Annotated in this window: 21 protein-coding genes; 8 read left to right on the forward strand and 13 right to left on the reverse strand. The window is 69.0% G+C overall.

Annotated elements, in window-relative coordinates:
- Positions 1 to 3: 3 nt before the first annotated feature.
- From paaC to BM013_RS04790, 7 genes are all read right to left on the reverse strand, one after another.
- Complete coding sequence (gene paaC / locus BM013_RS04760; protein ID WP_093123529.1) at positions 4 to 795, reverse strand: 1,2-phenylacetyl-CoA epoxidase subunit PaaC; 792 nt, start codon at positions 793 to 795, stop codon at positions 4 to 6.
- 10 nt (positions 796 to 805) lie between these two features.
- On the reverse strand, positions 806 to 1,102 hold the full coding sequence (gene paaB / locus BM013_RS04765) for a 1,2-phenylacetyl-CoA epoxidase subunit PaaB (protein ID WP_093123531.1): 297 nt from the start codon (positions 1,100 to 1,102) through the stop codon (positions 806 to 808).
- On the reverse strand, positions 1,099 to 2,109 hold the full coding sequence (gene paaA, locus BM013_RS04770) for a 1,2-phenylacetyl-CoA epoxidase subunit PaaA (RefSeq protein WP_093123534.1): 1,011 nt from the start codon (positions 2,107 to 2,109) through the stop codon (positions 1,099 to 1,101). The genes paaB and paaA overlap by 4 nt, the downstream gene beginning before the upstream one ends.
- 40 nt (positions 2,110 to 2,149) lie before the next feature.
- Positions 2,150 to 4,603: a penicillin acylase family protein gene (locus BM013_RS04775; protein ID WP_093123537.1), complete on the reverse strand. Its 2,454-nt coding sequence runs from the start codon at positions 4,601 to 4,603 to the stop codon at positions 2,150 to 2,152.
- Positions 4,604 to 4,640: 37 nt separating this feature from the next.
- Positions 4,641 to 5,951, reverse strand: coding sequence for a phenylacetate--CoA ligase PaaK (gene paaK, locus BM013_RS04780; protein WP_093123540.1), 1,311 nt, complete (start codon positions 5,949 to 5,951; stop codon positions 4,641 to 4,643).
- Positions 5,952 to 5,964: 13 nt separating this feature from the next.
- Positions 5,965 to 6,354, reverse strand: a complete 390-nt coding sequence (gene paaI / locus BM013_RS04785; protein WP_093125127.1) for a hydroxyphenylacetyl-CoA thioesterase PaaI — start codon at positions 6,352 to 6,354, stop codon at positions 5,965 to 5,967.
- Positions 6,355 to 6,426: 72 nt separating this feature from the next.
- A complete protein-coding gene (locus BM013_RS04790; RefSeq protein ID WP_093123542.1) occupies positions 6,427 to 7,230 on the reverse strand; it encodes an enoyl-CoA hydratase-related protein in 804 nt (267 codons plus the stop codon).
- Positions 7,231 to 7,399: 169 nt separating this feature from the next.
- On the opposite strand from BM013_RS04790, the gene paaY reads away from it, so the two are divergent.
- Both paaY and BM013_RS04800 read left to right on the forward strand, forming a co-directional pair.
- Positions 7,400 to 8,029 carry a phenylacetic acid degradation protein PaaY gene (paaY, locus tag BM013_RS04795; protein WP_093123545.1) on the forward strand — a complete coding sequence of 210 codons (630 nt, stop codon included), beginning with the start codon at positions 7,400 to 7,402 and terminating at the stop codon, positions 8,027 to 8,029.
- Between the two features lie 73 nt (positions 8,030 to 8,102).
- Positions 8,103 to 8,786, forward strand: a complete 684-nt coding sequence (locus tag BM013_RS04800) for a TetR/AcrR family transcriptional regulator (RefSeq protein WP_093123548.1) — start codon at positions 8,103 to 8,105, stop codon at positions 8,784 to 8,786.
- Here BM013_RS04800 and BM013_RS04805 read toward each other — a convergent pair.
- Positions 8,776 to 9,579: an SDR family NAD(P)-dependent oxidoreductase gene (locus tag BM013_RS04805; RefSeq protein WP_093123551.1), complete on the reverse strand. Its 804-nt coding sequence runs from the start codon at positions 9,577 to 9,579 to the stop codon at positions 8,776 to 8,778. The genes BM013_RS04800 and BM013_RS04805 overlap by 11 nt on opposite strands.
- 131 nt (positions 9,580 to 9,710) lie before the next feature.
- Between BM013_RS04805 and BM013_RS04810 the strand changes: the two genes are divergently transcribed.
- On the forward strand, positions 9,711 to 10,286 hold the full coding sequence (locus BM013_RS04810) for a TetR/AcrR family transcriptional regulator (protein ID WP_093123553.1): 576 nt from the start codon (positions 9,711 to 9,713) through the stop codon (positions 10,284 to 10,286).
- Between the two features lie 6 nt (positions 10,287 to 10,292).
- Here BM013_RS04810 and BM013_RS04815 read toward each other — a convergent pair whose 3' ends face one another.
- Genes BM013_RS04815 through BM013_RS04830 form a run of 4 tightly spaced genes read right to left on the reverse strand, consistent with a single transcriptional unit; the run spans position 10,293 to position 14,388 of the window.
- On the reverse strand, positions 10,293 to 11,330 hold the full coding sequence (locus BM013_RS04815) for a VWA domain-containing protein (protein ID WP_093123556.1): 1,038 nt from the start codon (positions 11,328 to 11,330) through the stop codon (positions 10,293 to 10,295).
- Positions 11,327 to 12,325, reverse strand: coding sequence for a DUF58 domain-containing protein (locus BM013_RS04820; protein WP_093123559.1), 999 nt, complete (start codon positions 12,323 to 12,325; stop codon positions 11,327 to 11,329). Before BM013_RS04820 ends, BM013_RS04815 begins: the two co-directional genes overlap by 4 nt.
- Positions 12,306 to 13,319: an AAA family ATPase gene (locus BM013_RS04825; RefSeq protein WP_093123562.1), complete on the reverse strand. Its 1,014-nt coding sequence runs from the start codon at positions 13,317 to 13,319 to the stop codon at positions 12,306 to 12,308. The genes BM013_RS04820 and BM013_RS04825 overlap by 20 nt, the downstream gene beginning before the upstream one ends.
- A 34-nt stretch (positions 13,320 to 13,353) precedes the next feature.
- Positions 13,354 to 14,388, reverse strand: coding sequence for a S1C family serine protease (locus BM013_RS04830; RefSeq protein WP_093123565.1), 1,035 nt, complete (start codon positions 14,386 to 14,388; stop codon positions 13,354 to 13,356).
- 88 nt (positions 14,389 to 14,476) lie between these two features.
- Here BM013_RS04830 and BM013_RS04835 point away from each other — a divergent pair, with 88 nt between their 5' ends.
- The 5 genes from BM013_RS04835 (at position 14,477) to BM013_RS04855 (ending at position 18,539) form a co-directional block, all read left to right on the forward strand.
- Complete coding sequence (locus tag BM013_RS04835; protein WP_093123567.1) at positions 14,477 to 15,337, forward strand: TatD family hydrolase; 861 nt, start codon at positions 14,477 to 14,479, stop codon at positions 15,335 to 15,337.
- A 132-nt stretch (positions 15,338 to 15,469) separates the two neighbouring features.
- Entirely contained in the window at positions 15,470 to 15,928 is a 459-nt protein-coding gene (locus tag BM013_RS04840; RefSeq protein WP_093123570.1) for a hypothetical protein, read from the forward strand.
- Positions 15,929 to 16,022: 94 nt separating this feature from the next.
- The gene (locus BM013_RS04845; RefSeq protein WP_093125130.1) at positions 16,023 to 16,541 is read left to right on the forward strand and encodes a DNA-deoxyinosine glycosylase; all 519 of its coding nucleotides are present in this window, start codon (positions 16,023 to 16,025) and stop codon (positions 16,539 to 16,541) included.
- Entirely contained in the window at positions 16,541 to 17,317 is a 777-nt protein-coding gene (locus tag BM013_RS04850; protein ID WP_093123573.1) for a class I SAM-dependent methyltransferase, read from the forward strand. The genes BM013_RS04845 and BM013_RS04850 overlap by 1 nt, the downstream gene beginning before the upstream one ends.
- Before the next feature lie 166 nt (positions 17,318 to 17,483).
- The gene (locus BM013_RS04855; protein ID WP_256219770.1) at positions 17,484 to 18,539 is read left to right on the forward strand and encodes a sigma-54 interaction domain-containing protein; all 1,056 of its coding nucleotides are present in this window, start codon (positions 17,484 to 17,486) and stop codon (positions 18,537 to 18,539) included.
- 25 nt (positions 18,540 to 18,564) lie between these two features.
- Here BM013_RS04855 and BM013_RS04860 read toward each other — a convergent pair whose 3' ends face one another.
- Positions 18,565 to 20,172: an eCIS core domain-containing protein gene (locus BM013_RS04860; protein WP_177225424.1), complete on the reverse strand. Its 1,608-nt coding sequence runs from the start codon at positions 20,170 to 20,172 to the stop codon at positions 18,565 to 18,567.
- Between the last annotated feature and the right edge of the window lie 73 nt (positions 20,173 to 20,245).

Raw genomic sequence — 20,245 nt, forward strand, 5'->3', positions numbered from 1 at the left:
AGGTCACCACACGCCCCCGGGGAAGCTGCGCTGCAGGTGCTGCATCTCGGCCAAGATGTAGCCCATGTGCTCGCTGTGCACGCCCTGCTTGCCGGTGCTGCGGAAGGCCGCTTCCTTGGGCATGGCGAGGCCGGCGGCGTCGAGCACGTGCTGCATCTCGGCGAGCCAAGGCTCGCGCAGCTCGCTCCATGCGGGGCCGAGGCCGCTGGCGCTGGCTTGCGCCTCGACGTCGTCGCTCTCGAACAGCTCGGGCATGTACAGCCACAGCTGCTTGAGCGCCTTCTCGGTGCGGCGGCGCGACTCTTCGGTGCCGTCGCCCAGGCGCACGACCCAGTCGGCCGAGTGCTGCTGGTGGTAGCGCGCTTCCTTCAGCGCCTTGCCGGCGATGGCGGCCACCTCGGCGTCGTTCGATGCGGCCAGGCGCTGCCACAGCAGCTTGAGCAGCGTCGACACCATCGTGTTGCGCACCACGGCGAAGGCGAAGTCGCCGCGCGGCAGCTCGGCGATGGTGAGGTTGAAGTAGTCGCGCTCTTCGCGCAGGTAGGCCAGCTGGTCTTCATCGTGCACGAGGCCTTCGCCGGCGCCTTCGGCTTCCAGCTTGCCGGCGTGCGTGAGCAGCGCGCGCGACTGGCCCACCAGGTCCAGCGCGATGTTGGCCATCGCGATGTCTTCTTCCAGCGCGGGCGCGTGGCCGCACCACTCGCCCAGGCGCTGCGCCAGCACCAGGCAGGTGTCGCCGATGCGCAGCAGGTATTGCACGGCCGGCGTGCGGTTCAGTTCGATCGATGCTTGCATGGCGTGCCGCTCACATGTGGTCGACCGACTTGGGCAACGCGTAGAAGGTGGGATGGCGGTAGACCTTGTCTTCCGCCGGGTCGAAGAACATGTCCTTGTCGCCCGGGTCGCTGGCCACGATTTGCTCGGAGCGCACCACCCAGATGCTGCTGCCTTCCTGGCGGCGCGTGTACACGTCGCGCGCCATCTGGATGGCCATCTTCGAATCGGCGGCGTGCAGGCTGCCGCAGTGCTTGTGGTCCAGGCCGGCCTTGCTGCGCACGAACACTTCCCACAGGGGCCATTCTTGTTTTGCTTCGGTGCTCATGCTGCTTCCTTCATCGGTTGTTTGTTGGCGTGGGCCATCGCGGCTTCGCGCACCCATGCGCCGTCTTCCCAGGCGTCGACGCGGGCCTGCAGGCGCTCGCGGTTGCAGGGGCCGTCGCCGCCGATCACGCGCCAGAACTCGCTCCAGTCGATGGCGCCGAAGTCGTGCGCCTGGCGCTCTTCGTTCCACTTGAGGTCGGGGTCGGGCAGGGTCACGCCGAGGATGGCGGCCTGCTCCACGGCGGCGTCGATGAACTTCTGGCGCAGCTCGTCGTTGCTGAAGCGCTTGATGCCCCAGCGCATCGACTGCGCGGAGTTGGGCGACTGGTCGTCCGGCGGGCCGAACATCATGATCGAGGGCCACCACCAGCGGTTCACCGCGTCCTGCACCATCGCCTTCTGCGCGTCGGTGCCGTGGGTCATCATGGTCAGCAGGGCTTCGTAGCCCTGGCGCTGGTGAAAGCTCTCCTCGCGGCAGATGCGGATCATGGCGCGCGCATACGGTGCGTACGAGCAGCGGCAGATCGGCACCTGGTTCATGATGGCCGCGCCGTCCACCAGCCAGCCGATGGTGCCCATGTCGGCCCAGGTCAGCGTGGGGTAGTTGAAGATCGAGCTGTACTTGGCCTTGCCGCTGTGCAGCGCGTCGAACATCTGGTCGCGCGAGGTGCCCAGCGTCTCGGCCGCGGCGTACAGGTAGAGGCCGTGGCCGCCTTCGTCCTGCACCTTGGCCAGCAGGATGGCCTTGCGCTTCAACGTGGGCGCGCGGCTGATCCAGTTGCCTTCGGGCAGCATGCCGACGATCTCGGAGTGCGCGTGCTGGCTGATCTGGCGCACCAGCGTCTTGCGGTAGTGCTCGGGCATCCAGTCTTTGGCCTCGATGAAGTCGCCCGCGTCGATGTGGGCGTCGAAGCGCTGCTCGAGCTGCATTTCCTCGGCCGAGCGCACGGCTTTCTGCTTGCCGTCGCCTGCGTCCTTGCCCATGGTGTCCATGGCTTGTGTGTACATCGCGGTTCTCCTTGAAAGGTGAAAGGGTCGTCGAGTCGGTTCAGTAGCTCAGCTGTTTGGTCGACTCGACGTGGCGGTCCACGTCGGCCGGCGTCAGCGCTTCGCTCTTGCAGCCGAAGTCCTTGAAGAGCGTCATCTGGTCGGCATAGTGCGCCGATTTGCGGCCGTCGGGTGCGACGAAGCCGCTCTGTCCGGGCGGTGCGGCGGTGCACAGCGCGACGCCGTTGGCACCGAGCACCACCTTGTCGTTCTGCGAGCCGCGGTTCATGAAGCTCGGCAGCGTGAGCAGTTCGTCGGCGCTGGCCTGCGGCGCGCCGATGAAGTTGCTCGTGAGGAAGGCGTGCTTCACCACGGGGGTGCGCCACTTGGCGGTGTCGCTGCCGTAGCGCTTCTGCAAGTCGGCCATGGCTTCGGTGAGCGTGGCACGCAGCACGGCGTTCTTGTCCTGGCCGTTGAAGAAGTCGTAGGTCTGCGGCACGCCGGCCTTGGGGCCGAGCAGTGCGTTGTAGACCAGCTTCAGCCCGTTGCCGGGGCGGATGCTAGCGACCTGCGTGGCGTTGGCATAGCCGTTGCCCGCATAGGCGGCGAACACCTCGGGCGGCAGGTCGTCGGCCAGCACCGTGCGGTAGAGGATGGGCAGCCACGTCATCATGAGCGTGGTGGCCGGGCTGTCGTAGACGCCGCGCTCGGCCGGGTCTTCGTTCAGCGCGTTCCAGCCGGCCAGCATCTGCGCGGCGCGGCGCGCGGGGTCGGCGGGGCGCAGGTTGCGCGTGGCCTCGACCGCGAACGGCACGATGTAGCGCGCGTTGGTGTCGGCATAGGCCGTGGTGCGGGTCAGGCCCCACAGTTCGTCGGGCGTGAGCTTGGGCTTGGCTTCGAGCCGCGCGGTGAATTCACGCACGCGGTCGACCACCGAGTAGTTGCCGCCGTCGCTCACCGCGCCGGGTGCCGACTGGTTGTTCCAGTTGGCGACGTAGCCCTGCGCCGGGTTGTAGGTCTTGGGGTCTTCGCCGAAGGGGCGGATGCCCAGCCACTCCATCGAGCCGTCGCCCACCGCGGGCAGGCGGATGTCCTGCGAGGCGGGGCGCAGCGGCAGGCGGCCGGGCGACACATAGCCGATGTTGCCGCTGGTGTCGGCGTAGTACCAGTTGATGGTGATGGCCACGCGCGAGGCCTGCTTGAGCCACTGGTCCCAGTTCTGCGCCTGCATCGAGTGGATCCAGCCGAGCAGCGATTCGAGCTCGTAGCCGTCCCAGCTGCGCTTCATCGAATAGGCGGTGCCGTTGGGAATGTCGAAATTGGTGACGATGCCGTGCACGGTGGCGTACACGTCCACGCTCTGGTCGGGCTGGCCCTTGACCTTGATGACCTCGGTGCGTTGGGTCATCGGGCGCATGGCGCCGTTGAACAGGTACTCGTGCGGGTTGGCCGGGTTGAGCTTCTCCTGGTACATGTCGTTCACGTCCAGCGGCCCGGCGGTGGCGCCCCAGGCGATCTTGCCGTTGGTGCCGAACAGCACCACGGGGTGCGCGAACGGCGTGTTGCCCGTCACGTCGAAGCCCGCGCCGTGCAGGCCGATGCCGAACACATACGAGGGGTTGAACCAGTTGAACTGCGGGCCGTTGATGAAGACGGTGCTGCCGTCGGTGGTCTTCTTCGGGCCGGCGATCCAGAGGTTGCTGGCGATGGGGCGCGTCCACGGCTGGGCGACGCCGCGGCGTGCGGCGTCGGTCTCGTTGCGTGCGACCAGCAGCTCGGGCGACACCGCGGCGAGCTGTGCAGCGTGCGCGGCCGTGGTGCCGGCGGGCGCGATTTGCGCCGCGGCGGTGGCGCCCGTGCGCGGCACGGTCGTCGGCGCGAGCGGGTCTTCGACCCAGCGGATCTGGTCGAACAGCTTGCGGCCTTCGATGTCGCCGCGCGCCTTGCGCAGCTGCTCCAGCAGGCGCAGGTTGGCGACCTCGCTGCTCACGTTGGAGTAGCGGTTGGCCATGGTGCCGACCCAGATCATGGCCACGTCGTAGCCGGTCCAGTCGGCCTTGGGCATGAAGCCGGCGTCGTTGTATTCCTTGGGCAGCAGGGTGGCGGGCGCGGCCAGCACTTCCTTCACGCGGGCGTTGAAACCGGCGGCATAGCCGTCGAAGATGGCCTTGTCGTCGGGCGACAGGCGCGCCATCTGCGCGCGGATCGAGTCGGGCGTGAAGCTCGCGCGGCTGCCCTGGTCGAGCGTCACGTACTTCGGCCCCATCACTTCCGACACCGTGCCCAGCACCGCGCGGCGCGCCATCTCCATCTGGAACAGGCGGTCTTCGGCGACCGCGTAGCCGAAGCCATGGAACAGGCCGCGCACGTCGTTGGCATACACGTGGGGCACGCCGTAGGCGTCACGCTTGATGGTGACCTTGCCGACCGGTGCGGTGGGCGTGGAGGTGGCGGCGCAGCCGGCCAGCGCCACGGTGGCGCAGGCGAGGGCGATGCTTCGGAGGCTCGATGTCATCGGGGGCAAATCTTCTAGAAGTTCGAAGGGACGGGCTTCAGCGCGGGCGCGTGTCGATCACGCGGCGCGCCTTGCCGGTCTGGGTGCGTTCCATCTCGTTGGGCGCATGGACCACCACGCGCGTGGAGATGCCGATGAGCGTCTTCACGCGGTGCTGCACCCAGTCGCCGATGGCGGCGCGGTCGGCCGACGCGGCGTCGGCCGGGTTGAGCTCGCAGTGCACCTCGACCTGGTCGAGCTTGTCGGCGCGGCTCACGTGCACCTGGTACAGGCCCGACAGCGCCTGGTGCGCGAGCACGATCTCTTCGACCTGCGTGGGGAACACGTTCACGCCGCGGATGATCATCATGTCGTCGCTGCGACCGACGATCTTGCCCATGCGGCGGAACGAGCGCGAGGTGGGCGCCAGCAGGCGCGTGAGGTCGCGCGTGCGGTAGCGCACGATGGGCATGGCCTCCTTGCTCAGCGAGGTGAAGACCAGTTCGCCTTCTTCGCCGTCGGCCTTCAGCTCGCCGGTCTCGGGGTCGATGATCTCGGGGTAGAAGTGGTCTTCCCAGATGACCGGGCCGTCCTTGCTCTCCACGCATTCGCTGGCCACGCCCGGGCCCATCACTTCGGACAGGCCATAGATGTCGACCGCGTCCAGGCCGGCCTTGGCCTCGATGTCGCGGCGCATGGCCTCGGTCCACGGCTCGGCGCCGAAGATGCCGATCTGCAGCGAGCTGTCTTTCGCGTCCAGGCCCTGGCGTTCGAACTGCTCGATGATCACCTGCATGTAGCTGGGCGTGACCATGATGATGTTCGGCTTGAAGTCCTGGATGAGCTGCACCTGCTTCTCGGTCTGGCCGCCCGACATCGGGATGACGGTGCAGCCCGCGCGCTCGGCGCCGTAGTGCGCGCCCAGGCCGCCGGTGAACAGGCCGTAGCCGTACGACACATGAATCATGTCGCCGGGCCGCCCGCCCGCCGCGCGGATGGAGCGCGCCACCAGGCCGGCCCAGGTGTCGATGTCCTTCAGCGTGTAGCCGACCACGGTCGGCTTGCCGGTGGTGCCGGAGGACGCGTGGATGCGCGCGACCTTTTCGCGCGGCACGGCGAACATGCCGAAGGGGTAGTTGTCGCGCAGGTCGCTCTTCACCGTGAACGGGAACTTCGACAGGTCGGCCAGCGACTTCAGGTCGTCGGGGTGCACGCCCTTGGCGTCGAAGGCCTTGCGGTAGTGCGCCACGTTGTCGTAGGCGTTCTGCAGCGTGGCGCGCAGGCGCGTGAGCTGCAGCGCGGCGATCTCGTCGCGGCTGGCGGTCTCGATGGGGTCGAGCTCGCCGGGGGCGGGGTGTTTGACGGTCATGGTGCTTGTCTCCTCAGGCTGCGACAGCGGGGCGGCCCTTGGCCGTGTACGAGCGGCCGCGGAAGATCGCGATGCGCTCGCCGCGCTGGTTGGTGATTTCGGTGTCGTACACGCCGGTGCGCCCGGCCTTCGACACTTCCTGGCAGCGCGCGGTGAGCAGGTCGCCCTCGCGCGCCGGGGCGATGAAGTCGATGGCGAAGCCCGAGGCCACGGTCAACTCGTTGTACGAGTTGCAGGCGAAGGCGAAGGTCGAGTCGGCCAGCGTGGCCATGAAGCCGCCGTGGCACATGGCGTGGCCGTTGAGCATGTCGGGGCGCACGCGCATCTCCAGCGTGGCCTGGCCGGGGCCGACCTCGACGATGCGCATGCCCAGGCCCTTGCTCGCGTTGTCGTTGGCGAACATGCCGTCGCGCACGTACTCGGCGGTCTGCTGGGGCGTGCGGGTGGTGTCGGAAGTGTGGGATGTGGTCACGGCTCAGCGGTCCTTGAAGATGGGTGCGCGCTTGGCGCGGAAGGCCTCGACGCCTTCGCGGTAGTCGTCGGCATTGCCCATGGCGCGCTGCACGCGGGCTTCCTCGTCGAGCGCGGTCGCCAGGTCCATGTCTTGTGCGTCGGCCATGGCCTGGCGCGTGGCGACCAGGGCACGCGTGGGCATGCCGGCCAGCTTGAGTGCCAGCGCGGCGGTGGTTTCGGTGAGCGCCGCGTCGTCCACGCATTGCCAGATCAGGCCGATGCGCGCCGCTTCCTCGGCGGGCAGCTTGTCGCCCAGCATCGCGATGCCCAGCGCGCGTGCCGAGCCCACGAGGCGCGGCAGCAGCCAGGTGCCGCCGGTGTCGGGCACCAGGCCGATCCTGGTGAAGGCCTGGATGAAGCTGGCCGAGCGGCCGGCCACCACGAGGTCGCAGCACAGCGCGAGGTTGGCGCCCGCGCCGGCGGCCACGCCGTTCACGGCGGCAACCACCGGCACCGGCATCGAGCGCAGGCGCGCGACCAGCGGGGCGTAGTAAGTGGAGATGACGTGGCCCAGGTCCTTGGGCGCGGCGCCGGGCGCCGGGTCGGGCGCGACCGAGGGGTCCGCCAGGTCCTGGCCGGCGCAGAAGGCGCGGCCGGCGCCGGTGAGCACCACGCAGCGCACGCCGGCATCGGTTGCCGCCGATTCCAGTGCGGCCATCAGCGCGGCATGCAGCTCGGTGGTGAAGCTGTTGAGCGCCGCGGGGCGGTTGAGGCTCAGCGTGCGCACCGCGCCGGCGTTGCTGATGAGAACCAAAGGCTCAGTCATGGCGTGTCTCTTTCATCCTTCGTGGGAGCCGTTCAAAGCGCAAACACTATTGACCGACCGTTCGGTTGATTTTAGGATCGACCTCGGCAACGGCACAAGCGGGGGCTATTCAGGGCAAACCCTAGGACCCGCGAAAACTTGTGCCAACCCGAGACAACAAGGAGACCGAATGCCCAGCTATTCCATCGACGGCGTGATCCCGGTCGTCGACCCGAGCGCGTACGTGCACCCCACGGCCGTGCTGATCGGCGACGTGATCGTCGGCCCCCGCTGCTACGTCGGCCCGTGCGCGAGCCTGCGCGGCGACTTCGGGCGCATCGTGCTGGAGGAGGGCGCCAACGTGCAGGACCACTGTTGCATCCACGGCTTTCCGGAGAACGACACGGTGGTGGAGGTCAACGGCCACATCGGCCACGGCGCGATCCTGCACAGCTGCATCGTGCGGCGCGACGCGCTGGTGGGCATGAACGCGGTGGTGATGGACGAGGCCGAGATCGGCGAGAAGTCGATCGTGGCCGCCTGCGCTTTCGTGCCGGCCGGCATGAAGGTGCCGCCGCGCTCGCTGGTGGCGGGCATTCCGGCGAAGGTGCGGCGCGAGCTGAGCGACGACGAGATCGCGTGGAAGCTCGAAGGCACGCAGACCTACCAGGCGCTCACGGTGCGCAGCCTCGCGAGCCTGCACGAGGTGGCGCCGCTCGCGCAGGTGGAGGCCGGCCGGCCACGGCTGCCGCAGACCGACGTGCGCTCGCTCATCGCCACCAAGCGAGGCGAACGGGGCGAACGGGGCGAGGGCGGCTGAGCGCGCCGGTGCTTCGTGCAAGATCGCCTGTTGCCTTCAACCGATCACCCGATCAACCCAGGAACCCGACCCGATGCCGCGTGGAAGATCCGCCACCTACGACGACCAGCGTGAACTGATCCTTGCGCAGGCCGCCCAGCTGTTCGCGCGCAGCGGCTACCCGGCCACCTCGATGAACCAGGTGGCCGAGGCCTGCGGCCTGTCGAAGGCCACGCTCTATCACTACTACAAGGACAAGAGCAGCCTGCTGATCAGCATTGCCGAGACGCACGTGTCCAAGCTGGCCGCGCTGGTGGCCGAGGAAGAGGCTTCCACGCACACCGACGAGCAGCGCCTGCGCCGCTTCATCTATCGCATCGTCGAGGAATACGCCGGCGCGCAGGACGCGCACCGCGTGCTGACCGACGACGTGCGCTTTCTCGAAGAGGCCGACCGCGAGCGCGTGCTCGACAAGGAGCGCGAGGTGGTCGCGGGCTTTGCGCGCGCGGTGTCGGCGATACGCCCCGGCGCGCCCAGCGACGAGCTCGCCAAGCCGCTGACCATGCTGCTGTTCGGCATGATCAACTGGATGTTCACCTGGATGAAGCCCAACGGCCGGCTCGACCACACGGCGATTGCGCCGATCGTGGCCGACCTGTTCCTGGGCGGCATCGGCGCGGTGAAGTCGCCGGACTATGCGGCCATCGAGGCCGCGAAGGCCGCAATGGCCACAGCGGCCACAGCGGCTGCAGCGGCCGCCCAGGCGGTCACCGAGTAACCGCGTAGCGCGCCGCCGGCTTGCCGCTCTGCGACGCGCCGAACAGCTTGGCGCTCGCATCGGTGAAGCCGGCAAGCAATGCCGCTTCGTTCACCGACGGCATCGTGATCGCCTCGCCCTGGTCGAGCCCGGCCAGCGCGGCGTCCACGCAGTGCTCGGCGGCCATCACCGTGCCTTCGGCCAGGTTCGACACCGGCACGCCCGACAGCTCCCAGATGTCGGTGGCCGTGGCCGCCGGCAGCACCAGCTGCACCTTCACGCCGGTGCCCGCCACCTCGTCCTGCAGCCCGCGCGTGAACGCCAGCACGAAGGCCTTGGTGCCGCTGTAGATGCTGCTGATCGGCAGCGTGTGGAAGCCCAGTACCGAGCCGATGTTGACCAGCGTGCCGCGGTTGCGCGCCTTGAAGGCGGGCAGCACCGCGTGGCTCAGGCGGGCCAGCGCCTGGATGTTCACGTCGAGCATCGACTGCAACTGCCCGGTGGAGGTCTGCGCCACGGGCGCCAGCGTCGAGGTGCCGGCGTTGTTCACCAGCAGCGTGATCGCGGGGTCGGTGGCCACCGCCTGGGCCACGCGCTCGAGGTCTGCCGCCGCGCCCAGGTCGGCCGCCAGCGCCTGCACCTTCACGCCGTAGGCCGCGCGCAGGGTCTTCGCCACTTCTTCCAGCAGGTCGCCGCGCCGGGCCACCAGCAGCAGGTCGTACCCGCGGCGGGCCAGGCGGTCTGCGTAGATCTTGCCGAGACCGGCGGAGGCGCCCGTGACGACGGCGGTGCCGAGGCTTGCTTGTTCGCTCATTTCGAATCCATTCAGGAGTAGGTTGGGTGATCAAGCATGATGATCATCATGTTTGATCGGCCGAAGCATGATGGCTATCATGCTTAGCGTCAAGCCAGTGTTCGAAGTACCCCGCAGCAGGAAGAGGTCACATGCGATACCCCGCAGCAGAAACCGCCGAAAGGCACCAGAAGATCCTTGTGGAAGCCTCGCGCCTGTTCAAGGAGCGCGGCTTCGGCGTCAGCGTGAGCGAGATCATGAAAGCCACCGGCCTCACGCACGGGCCCTTCTACAACCACTTCGAGTCGAAGGAGGCGCTGATGGCCGAGTGCATCGCGCACTCCGCGGACGGTGCGCTGGTCGAGCTCGACGCGGCCGGCGAAACGCCCGAGGGCATGCGCGCCTATGTGCGCGACTACCTGAGCCACGAGCACCGCGACGCGCGCGCCGACGGCTGCCTGGTGGCGGCCTTCGCGGGGCAGGCGGGCAGCGCGCAAGGCGTGAGCACCTCGCTGACGACGTACCTGAAGTCGGTCATCGGGCGCTTTGCCGGCAACTTCCCCTGGCGCACGAAGAAGAACGCCCGGGGCGATGCGATTCGCATGCTCGCCGCGATGTACGGCGGCGTGGTGCTGGCCCGCGCGGTGGACGACGAGGCCTTGTCCGAGGAAATCCTGCGCGAGGTGCTGGCGGGCCTTCAGGCCCTGCCGAAGCCTACCGACACGTAGGCAAGCCTAGAGAATCCGGTTGAACCACAGCAGCGACAGCCCGGCCGACAGCAGCGTGAGCACGGCGGCGCCCATCGCGAACAGCGCGGAGATTTCGGTTTCCTTCTTCTCCACGGTGAGCTTGGAACTCAGCGTGTTGTAGACCTTCTTCAGGTCGTCGGCGGTGCCCGCGTAGAAGTACTCGGCATTGGTCTTGTTGGCGATGGCCTTGAGCGTGTCCTCGTCGAGCCGCACGCGCATCGACCAGCCCTCGAAGCCGATGGTCTCGCCGTCCACCGTGCCCACGCCCACCGTGTAGATGCGCACGCCGCGGTCGGCCGCGGCCTTGGCTGCGTCGAGCGGGTCGACGCCGGTGGTGCGCTGGCCGTCGGTCAGCATGATGATCGCGGCCGAGGTGAACGAGCCGGGCGCCACGGGCGTGAAGTCCTTGAGCTTCTTCTCCGACTGGTCGATGGCCGCGCCGCGCTGGCGGCTCGGTGCGCTGAACTGCTCCACGTCCAGGCCCGCGTCGGGGAACAGCGTGGCCAGCGACACCACGATGGCATTGCCCGTGGCGGTGGCGCGCTGCAGCTGGAAGCTGTCGATGGCGGTCACCAGGTCTTCGTGGTTGGTGGTGGGCAGCTGCGCCACCTGCGCGCTGCCCGCGAAGGCCACCACGCCCACCTTCACGCTGCGCGGCAGGTCCTTGATAAAGCTCTTGGCCGCTTCCTGCGCCGCCACCAGCCGGTTGGGCAGCACGTCGGCCGCGCGCATGCTGCCCGACACGTCCATCGCCAGGATGATGGTCTGCTGGTTCGACGGCAGCACCACCACCGCCATCGGCCGCGCCGCGGCCACCAGCATCGCGGCCATGGCCAGCAGGAACAGCAGCGGCGGAAGATGCCTGCGCAGGCTCTGCGCCGGGCCCATGGCCTCGCGCACGATCGACAGGCTCGCGTAGCGCACCGCCAGCTTCTTCTTGCGCCGCAGCAGCCACAGGTAGAGCAGGATCAGCAGCGGCAAGGCGGCCAGCAGGTAGAGGAATTGAGGCCAGAGAAACGTCATGCTGCCACCGCCTTCATGCCAGCCGAGCCGCTGCGCGTGCGGCGCTTGCGCAGGTCGGCGAAACGGACGATGGCTTCCACCAGGTCGTCGTTGGTCGAGAGTTCGAGGGCATCGACGCCGGCCTTGGCCAGCGCCGCGCGCAGTGCGGTCTCGCGCTCGGACGCCAGGCGCGCGAAGCGCTTGCGAAAGCCGGCGTCGTGCGTGTCGACCCAGAGCTGCTCGCCGGTCTCGGCATCGCACAGCGGCACCAGGCCCAGGTCGGGCAGCTCGAGCTCGAGCGGATCGAACAGGCGCACGGCAATCACCTCATGGCGTTGCACCAGTTGCCCGAGCGGGCGTTCCCAGCCGGGCTCGCTCAGGAAGTCGGACACCACGAACACGGTGGAGCGCCGGGGCATCAGCGCGGCGGCCGACTTCAGCAGGTCGTCCAGCCGCGTCATGCCTTTTTGCACGGGCGCCACTTCGGCCTTGTCGGCGCGTTTCTCCATTGCATGCAGCAGGTGCAGCACATGGCGGCGCCCGGTGCGCGGCGGAATCACGGCCTCCAGGTCGTTGCCGTAGACCAGCGCGCCCACCCGGTTGCCGTGCCGCGTGAGCAGCCGCGCCAGCACGCCGACGAAGCCGGCGGAAATCTCGCGCTTGGCCTTCAGGCCCGAGCCGAAGTCCACCGAGCGGCTCAGGTCGAGCACGAACCAGGCGGCCATCTCGCGGTCTTCGGTGAACACGCGCACGTGCGGCGTCTGCAGCCGCGCGGTGACGTTCCAGTCGATGTGGCGCACGTCGTCGTGGTGCTGGTATTCGCGCAGGTCGGCCAGGTCGAGCCCGGCACCGCGCATCAGCGTGCGGTAGTCGCCCTGCAGCAGCCCGTCGAGGCGGCGGATCACGGTCCACTCGAGCCGGCGCAGCGCGCGCTCGGTCCCGCCGGCCACGGCCGCTTCGGCGGCCAGCCGTTCGTCGTTGGCGGCCGCGGGGGCCTTACGCCACCAGCTTTTCATGTTCGAGCGGCTTGGGGGGAGCGGGCACTGCACGCATGATCTTCTCGACCAGCCCGTCGGGCGTCAGGCCCTCGGACAAGCCTTCATAGGAAAGCGTCACGCGATGGCGCAGCACGTCGGCCACCAGCGCGGTCATGTCTTCGGGCAGCGCATAGCTGCGCCCGCGCAGCAGGGCCAGGGCGCGCGCGCCTTCGGTCAGGCTGATGCTGGCGCGCGGGCTGGCGCCGAAGGTGATGAAACGGCGCAGGTCCTTCAGGCCGTGCTTCTCGGGCGTGCGCGTGGCCGACACCAGCTTCACCGCGTACTGGATCAGCGACGGATCGACGTACACGCGGCGCGCCTCGGCCTGCAACGCGGCCAGCTGCTCGGTGGTGGCCACGGCCGTGGCCTCGACCGGCGGGCCGATCACGCGCTGCACGATCACGAACTCTTCCTCGTCGCTCGGGTAGTCGACCAGCACCTTCATCATGAAGCGGTCGACCTGCGCCTCGGGCAGCGGGTAGGTGCCTTCGGTCTCGATGGGATTCTGCGTGGCCATCACCAGGAAGGGGCGCGGCACCTTGTGCGTCTCGCCGGCAATGGTGACCTGGCGTTCCTGCATCACCTCGAGCAGCGCGCTCTGCACCTTGGCCGGCGCGCGGTTGATTTCGTCGGCCAGCAGCAGGTTGGCGAACACCGGGCCCAGCGAGGTGCTGAACTCGCCCGTCTTCTGGTTGTAGATGCGCGTGCCCACCAGGTCGGCCGGCACCAGGTCGGGCGTGAACTGGATGCGCTTGAAGTGGCCGCGCACCGTGTCGGCCAGCGTCTTGATGGTGAGCGTCTTCGCAAGGCCCGGCACGCCCTCGACCAGCAGGTGCCCGCCCGCGAGCATGGCGACCATCACGCGCTCCAGGAAGCGGTCCTGGCCGACGACCACGCGCTTCACCTCGTAGAGGATCTGCTCCATCAGTTCGGCGGTGCCCGCGGGCGTGGGGTTGGCGGTCTCTGTGCTCATGCGAAGGGCTTTCGTAGAGGGAAAGAAAGAAGGCTCAGAACGGCGGCGAACCCGCGGCGGAGGCAGCGTTCTCGATGGGCACCGCGAAGCCGATGCCGATGAAGGTGCGCTGCTGCGTCGGGTTGAGGATGGCGGTGACGATGCCCAGCACCTCGCCGTCCATGTTGATGAGCGGGCCGCCCGAGTTGCCGGGGTTGGCGGCCGCGTCGAACTGGATCAGGTTGCCGAGTTCCTGCTTGCCCTCGGGCGAGCGGAACGAGCGCTTCAGGCCCGACACCACGCCGGCCGACACCGAAGGCCCGATGCCGAACGGAAAGCCCACCGCGGCCACCTGGTCGCCGGGGCGCAGGTCGGCGGTGGAGCGCATTGTGGCGGGAATCAGGTCGTCGGGAATCTTCTGCGCCTGCAGCACCGCGAGGTCGTTCTCGGGTTGCACGCCGGTGATGGTGGCCACGGCTTCCAGCCCGTCGTAGAAGGTGACCTTGATCTTGTCGGAGCCCGCGACCACGTGCAGGTTGGTCAGGATCACGCCCTTGTCGACGATCACCACGCCCGTGCCCACGCCGCGCTCGACTTCGTCGCTCGGCCCGCCGTCGTTGGGCGCTTCGGGCGGCTTGCCCTTGGCCACGTTGCGCCCGCGCTTCTGCGTCCTGGCCTCGGGCGTGTGCTTCTCTTCGCCGTAGCTCACCACCCGCACCACCGAAGGCCGGATGATGTCGGCCGCCTTGGCCGCGGGCGAGGGGAGGGTGTTGGTCTGGAGCGTGCGCAGCACGGCCGCGTCGATGTCTTTCTGGGTGAGGGCCTTGGCGCCCGGGCGAGGCGCCCACAGCGCGGCGCCGGTGACCAGCGCGGCCGACAGGACGAAGAGCAGCGCGAAGCTCTTGCGCCCGGGTTGCCAGCCGGTCTTCGAAACGGAGGGGATGGGAGAAATGGGAGGTTGGCGGGACGCCGCGGCAACCGCCGTTGCGCCCGCTTCGGACGATGCGAGCCCGTCCGCCTGATCGGCCGCCTGGTCTGCGGCCGGTGGCGGCGTGCGGGGCGAACGGCTGTAGAAAGCTGGCCTGCGCATCGGGGCACCTCCGGCAAAAATATCGCGTGAAGGAGTTCACAGTAGCACGCTTTCCGCGGCTGTGCATCCCTTCGGGCATCATCGTGCGATGGCTACCTTCGTCGATACCCACTGCCATCTGGACGCGCCCGAATTCGGTGCGGAGATGCCCGCGATCCGCGCGCGCGCTGCCCAACGGGGGGTGGCGATGTGCGTCATTCCCGCGGTGGCGGTCTTCAATTTCGCCACCGTGCGCGAGCTGGCGCATGCGCAAGGCGACAGCTACGCGCTGGGCATCCACCCGCTGTGCACCGGCGATGCGAAGGACGAAGACCTCGACACGCTCGACGCCGAACTGAGCGCACGGCGCGACGACCCGCGGCTGGTGGCGGTCGGCGAGATCGGGCTCGACTATTTCGTCGAAGGCCTCGACGGCCCGAAACAGGAGCGTTTTTTTCACACTCAGTTGCAACTGGCACGCAAGCACGGGTTACCCGTGCTGATCCATGTGCGGCGTTCGGTCGACAAGGTGCTCAAGCATTTGCGCCAGACGGCGGGCGGGCGCCCGTGGCTGGGCATCGCGCATGCATTCAACGGCAGCGAGCAGCAGGCGCAGGCCTGCATCGACGTCGGGCTGAGGCTGGGCTTCGGCGGTGCAGTGACCTTCGAGCGTGCTTTGCAATTGCGCAGGCTGGCCGCGACCCTGCCGCTCGCGTCGATCGTCATGGAGACCGATGCGCCCGACATTCAGCCGCACTGGCTCTACCGCACGCAGGCCCAGCGCGACGCTGGCGAGGCGCAGGGCCGCAACGACCCCGGCGAGCTGCCGCGCATCGCGCAGGTGGTGGCCGGGCTGCGGGGCATCGGCATCGAGGAACTGGCCGAAGCCACCACCCGGAATGCGCTCGAAACGCTGCCACGGCTCGAAAGTCTGATGCGCTTGTCGGAACGCCCGCCGCACCCGGCGTAGGCCAATGTCCCGACCTGCAACCAAGTGTGCAGATGCCGTGGATTTGCTGTCATCCTTGAGGTTCGGAAGTTCGTTGCTTAGACCAGTGGCAAGTCAGTCACTTCAAAACTTCATCCAACAAGGAGCCTTTACATGACCACGTCTTTCATTCGCACCATGCCCGTCGTCCTCGCGCTGGCGCTCGCCTCCATCGGCGTGTCGGCCGTGGCTCAGACCGCTGCCCCCGCCACCGCCGAGCCCACCACCACCGAGAAGGTGAAGGAAGCCGGCTCCGACGCTGTCGATGCGACCAAGCGCACCACCAAGAAGGCCGTCAACGCCACCGAAAACGGCAGCAAGAAGGCCTGGAACGCCACCAAGCGCACGACCAAGAAGGCCGTGAACGCCACCGAAAACGGCACCGAGAAGGCATGGGACGCCACCAAGCGCACCACCAAGAAGGCCACCAACGCCACCAAGAACGCGGCCAGCAAGACCGGTGAAGCGGTCGAGAACACCGGCCACAAGGCAGCCGACGGCATGCGCAGCACCGGCGCCGCCATCGGCGAGAAGATTCCCGGCACGGCCGAGAACGAAGCCGCCAAGAAGTAAGCCCGCACAGGCCTCCTGGGCCTTTATCGGTGCCTCGAAAGAACCCGCTTCGGCGGGTTTTTTCATGGGCCGCGAAAGTGGCACGATGCCGTCCATGAATTCTTCCGCCGCGCCCGGTGCCGTGCTCACCGGCCTCGCACCCATCGTCTCGCCGAACACCTCGGTGCTCGTGCTCGGCAGCTTCCCCGGGGTCAAGTCGCTCGAACGGCAGCAGTACTATGCACACCCCCAAAACCAGTTCTGGAAGATCCTGCAAGCCGTGTGGCCCGACATTCCCCAGCCTTCGGGCGCCGACAGCTACGCAGCGCGCTGCCAATGGCTGCTCGACCGCGGCCTGGGCGTGTGGGACGTCTACGGCGCCTGCGAGCGCGAGGGCAGCCTCGACTCGGCGATCCGCTCGCCCGTGGTGAACGACATCGCGGGCCTGCACCTGCCGAAGCTCGCCGCCATTGCGCACAACGGTGGCGAGAGCTTCAAGCACGCACGCCACACGCGCACCCTCGGGGTGCCGGTCCATTCGCTGCCATCCACCAGCCCCGCCAACGCGTCGTGGAGCTTCGAGCGCAAGCTCGCGGCCTGGCGCGAGGTTCTAGTCGCCCACCACCTTCTCTGATGGCATCGAGCAAAACACCCGCCAAACCTCCCGTCCTCCCCGAAGTCAATTTCTCCGACTGGGGCGACATCCGTTACCTCCACCTGGGCACCGAATGGGTCCAGGGCTCGATGAAGCTCGACGCGCCCTTCGAGATCGAACTCGAGTACGTGCAACGCATGATGGCCTGGCTGCTGTTCGCCGACGGCAAGACCGTGGCCAGCCGCCATGCGATGCAGCTCGGCCTGGGCGCGGCCACGCTCACCAAGTTCAGCCGCAAGATCCTGCGCATGCGCACCACCGCGGTCGAGCTCAACCCGCAGGTGGTGTCGGCCTGCCGCGGCTGGTTCAAGCTGCCGCCCGACGACCCGAAGCTGCGCGTGGTGATCGCCGATGCGGCCGCGGAGATCCGCAAGCCCGAGTGGCACGGCACGGTCGACGCGCTGCAGGTCGACCTGTACGACCACGAGGCCGCCGCACCCGTGCTCGACAGCGAAGAGTTCTACGCCGACTGCCGCGCGCTGCTCACCGAGGACGGCTGCATGACCGTCAACCTCTTCGGCCGCTCGTCGAGCTACGAACGCAGCCTCGAGAAAATTGCCGGTGCCTTCGGTGCCAATGCCGTGTGGGCCTTCAAGCCGACGCGTGAAGGCAACACCGTGGTGCTCGCGCAGCGCACCGCGAGCCGGCCCAAGCGCGAGCTGCTGGCCGAGCGCGCACAGACGATACAGACGCGCTGGAACCTGCCCGCGCCCAAGTGGCTGCGCGTGTTCAAGCCGATGCAGGTTTCGTTGTGAAACATCTTCATGCCCCCGGAAGAGGCCTTTACGCTTAACTTCCTACGGAAATCGGTAGTACGGAAGGTGTGCCTTCACTAATGGAATATTGACCGGGGAGGGACCCTCGGCACACGATGGCCCGCCAGTCGATTACCACCGCGTCATCCACTACCCGGGTCATTGCGTGTTCCAAGCCTGCTTTCTATCGCCCTTGCCGAGCGAGCTGCACACCGGCCATGGCGTCGATGTGTCGGGCCAGCCTCTCGTCGGGGCGTCGCCCCGCTTCGTCGGCATGCTCGGCCAGTTGCGCCGCGTGGCGGCCAGCGATGCGCCGGTGCTCGTCGAAGGCGAGACCGGTTGCGGCAAGGAGCTCGCGGCACGCGCGGTGCATGCATGGGGCCAGCGCAGCAAGGGGCCGTTCGTGCCCGTCAACTGCGGCGCGCTGCCCGACCACCTGCTCGAGGCCGAACTCTTCGGCCACGAGCGCGGCGCCTTCACCGATGCCAAGGCCTCGCGCCGCGGCCTCGTGGCCGAGGCCAACGGCGGCACGCTGTTCCTTGACGAGGTCGATGCGCTGAGCGCCAAGGCGCAGGTGGTGCTGCTGCGTTTCGCGCAGGACCAGCGCTACCGGCCGCTGGGCAGCGCGCGCGAGCTGCGCACCGACGTGCGCCTGGTCACCGCCACCAACCAGCCGCTCGACATGGCGGTGGAAGGCGGCTGCTTTCGCGCCGACCTCATGTACCGGCTGAAGATCCTCCACGTGCGCCTGCCCGCGCTGCGCGAGCGTCCCGGCGACGCGGAGCTGCTCGCACACCATTTCCTGGAGGCCTTCTGCGCCAAGTACGGCCTGCCAGGGCGCCGCTTCGACGAGGTCACGCTCGAGTGGCTGCGCCGCCAGCCGTGGCCCGGCAACGTGCGCGAGCTCGAGAACTGGGTGCACCGCGAACTGCTGATGGCCGACGGCAACACGGTGGGGCACGCGTCGCATCCGGTGCATCCAGCGCATCCGGCGCTGGGCGACGACCCGATGCGCTGGCACACCAGTGGCCCCGCCAACTTCCAGGACGCCAAGGCCGAGGCGGTGCGCATGTTCGAGCGCGACTACGTGGTCAACGTGCTGCGCCAGTCCGGCGGCAACGTCACGCAGGCCGCGCGCATCGCGGGCAAGGAGCGGCGCGCGTTCGGCAAGCTGCTGAAGAAGTACGGCATCGACCGCCACGGCGTGGCCGAGGCCGGCTAGCGCCGCTGCCTGCCTTCGGTTGCCTTCAGGGCGGTCCCAGGAAGATGTCCTGGATCACGTCGCGGTAGCTCGCCAGTTCGGCCCCGCGCGCCGTGGCCGCGGTGCCGCGCAGGTCGGTGCTGCGCGTGTTGGTCGCCACCTCGACCGTGATGACGCTCATCGACGGCCGGTCGGTCGCGCGGCCTTCGGTGATGTCCTGCGGTCCCCAGCCGCCCAGCGAGGTGCCGCCCGGCGTCGCGCCGCTCCAGCCGGTGGTCGGCGTGCCGCCCAGGTGGTTGCCCTGCACGCCGCGGCCGAAGCCGCGACGGGCCATGTCGCCCGCCATCGCCAGCGCGAGCGTCTGGTCGCTCGCGGTGCGCGCGGCCGCCAGCGTTTCCAGCAGCGCCACGCCGGCCGTGCTGCCGGCCCGCGTGCGCGCCGCGGCCGACACCGTGTGCGCGTCGCTGAAGATGCCGGCCGCGCTGCGCGTGCTCGAGCCGTGCACGCTCGCGATGCGGCTCGGGCGGAAGCGCTCGACGAGCCGCATCAGCGCGATGTTCTCCGGCAGGATCGCCCGTGCCGGCGAGCCCGCGTCCACCGGCGAGCCCGCGTCCACCGGCGTGCCGCTCGCGGGCGTGGCCGCGTCGAGGCCCTGGCCGGGGCTCGGAAAGTTGCGGTTGGTGGGGGTGCTGCCTTCACGCGTGCGCGTGGCCGCGTTGTCCGGGAAGAGCGTGGGCACGACGATGACCGTGTAGTACGGCCGCAGCAGTGCGTTGTGCAGCGTCTGGATCAGCATCCGAGCCACCTCGATGCCGCCTTGCTCCGAGCCGTGCACGCCCGCGATGACCAGCGCGCGCTCGTCGCTGGTGCCCGGAAAGAAGAAGGCGTCGACCGAGCGCCCGCCCGCCGTGGTGAGCAGCGACGCGCGGATGCCGCCGCGCTCCTCGGCCCAGCCATGGTCGCGCTGGCGCCGCCGGCGCTCGTCGAGGTCGGCCGTGGGCCACAGCGGCTCGGGGCCGTTGCGCACGATGGCCCGCGCCAGCCACAGGTCGTCGGAGCCGGCCGCGAAGATGCGCTCCAGCAGCCGGTCGAGGTCCGCATCGGCCACCGGCGACTGCGCGCGCAGCGCGTCGAACACGCGGCCCTTGTCGGCGGCCGAGAGCCAGATCGCATCGACGCTGTCGGACAGCGGGCTCGCGAGCAACGCGTCGGCCGCGGGGCGGTGCCTGATGGGCTGGGGGTGCAGGCCGAAGGCGAAGCGCGCGGCGGCGTGATCGGCTTCGCGCTCCGCGCCTGCGTCGTGTGCCGTGCCTTTGCTTTCACGCGGGCCCGTGTTGCGAAGTTGCGCGACGTGCGCCAGTTCATGCGCCAGCAGGAAGCGGCCGCCGATGCGCTCGGCGGAAGGCATGGTGCCGCCGAGCATCACGGCCTCGTCCGAGGCGAACGCGCGAGCGCCCGCGCGCCGCGCCGCTGCGTCGCCGGCATGCACGCGCACCGTGTCCAGCGGCAGGCCCAGCCCGCGTTCGAGCGGCGTGCGAACCGCAGCCGGCAAGGGCGTGCCTTGCCGCGCCGCCGCGCAGCGCGGGCACGAGCCGCCGCAGGCACAGGCGCCGGCGGTGCGTGGCGGATCTGCAGCGGTGTGCGAGGCGGCCATGCCCGCAGCCCGCGGGCGCGGCGGTGCCGCCACGGCCTGCCGCTTCGATGCCGGTGAAGGGCCTGTGCCGCCG

Origin of the sequence: Variovorax sp. OK605 (assembly GCF_900115445.1) — a bacterium.
Lineage (GTDB): Bacteria > Pseudomonadota > Gammaproteobacteria > Burkholderiales > Burkholderiaceae_C > Variovorax.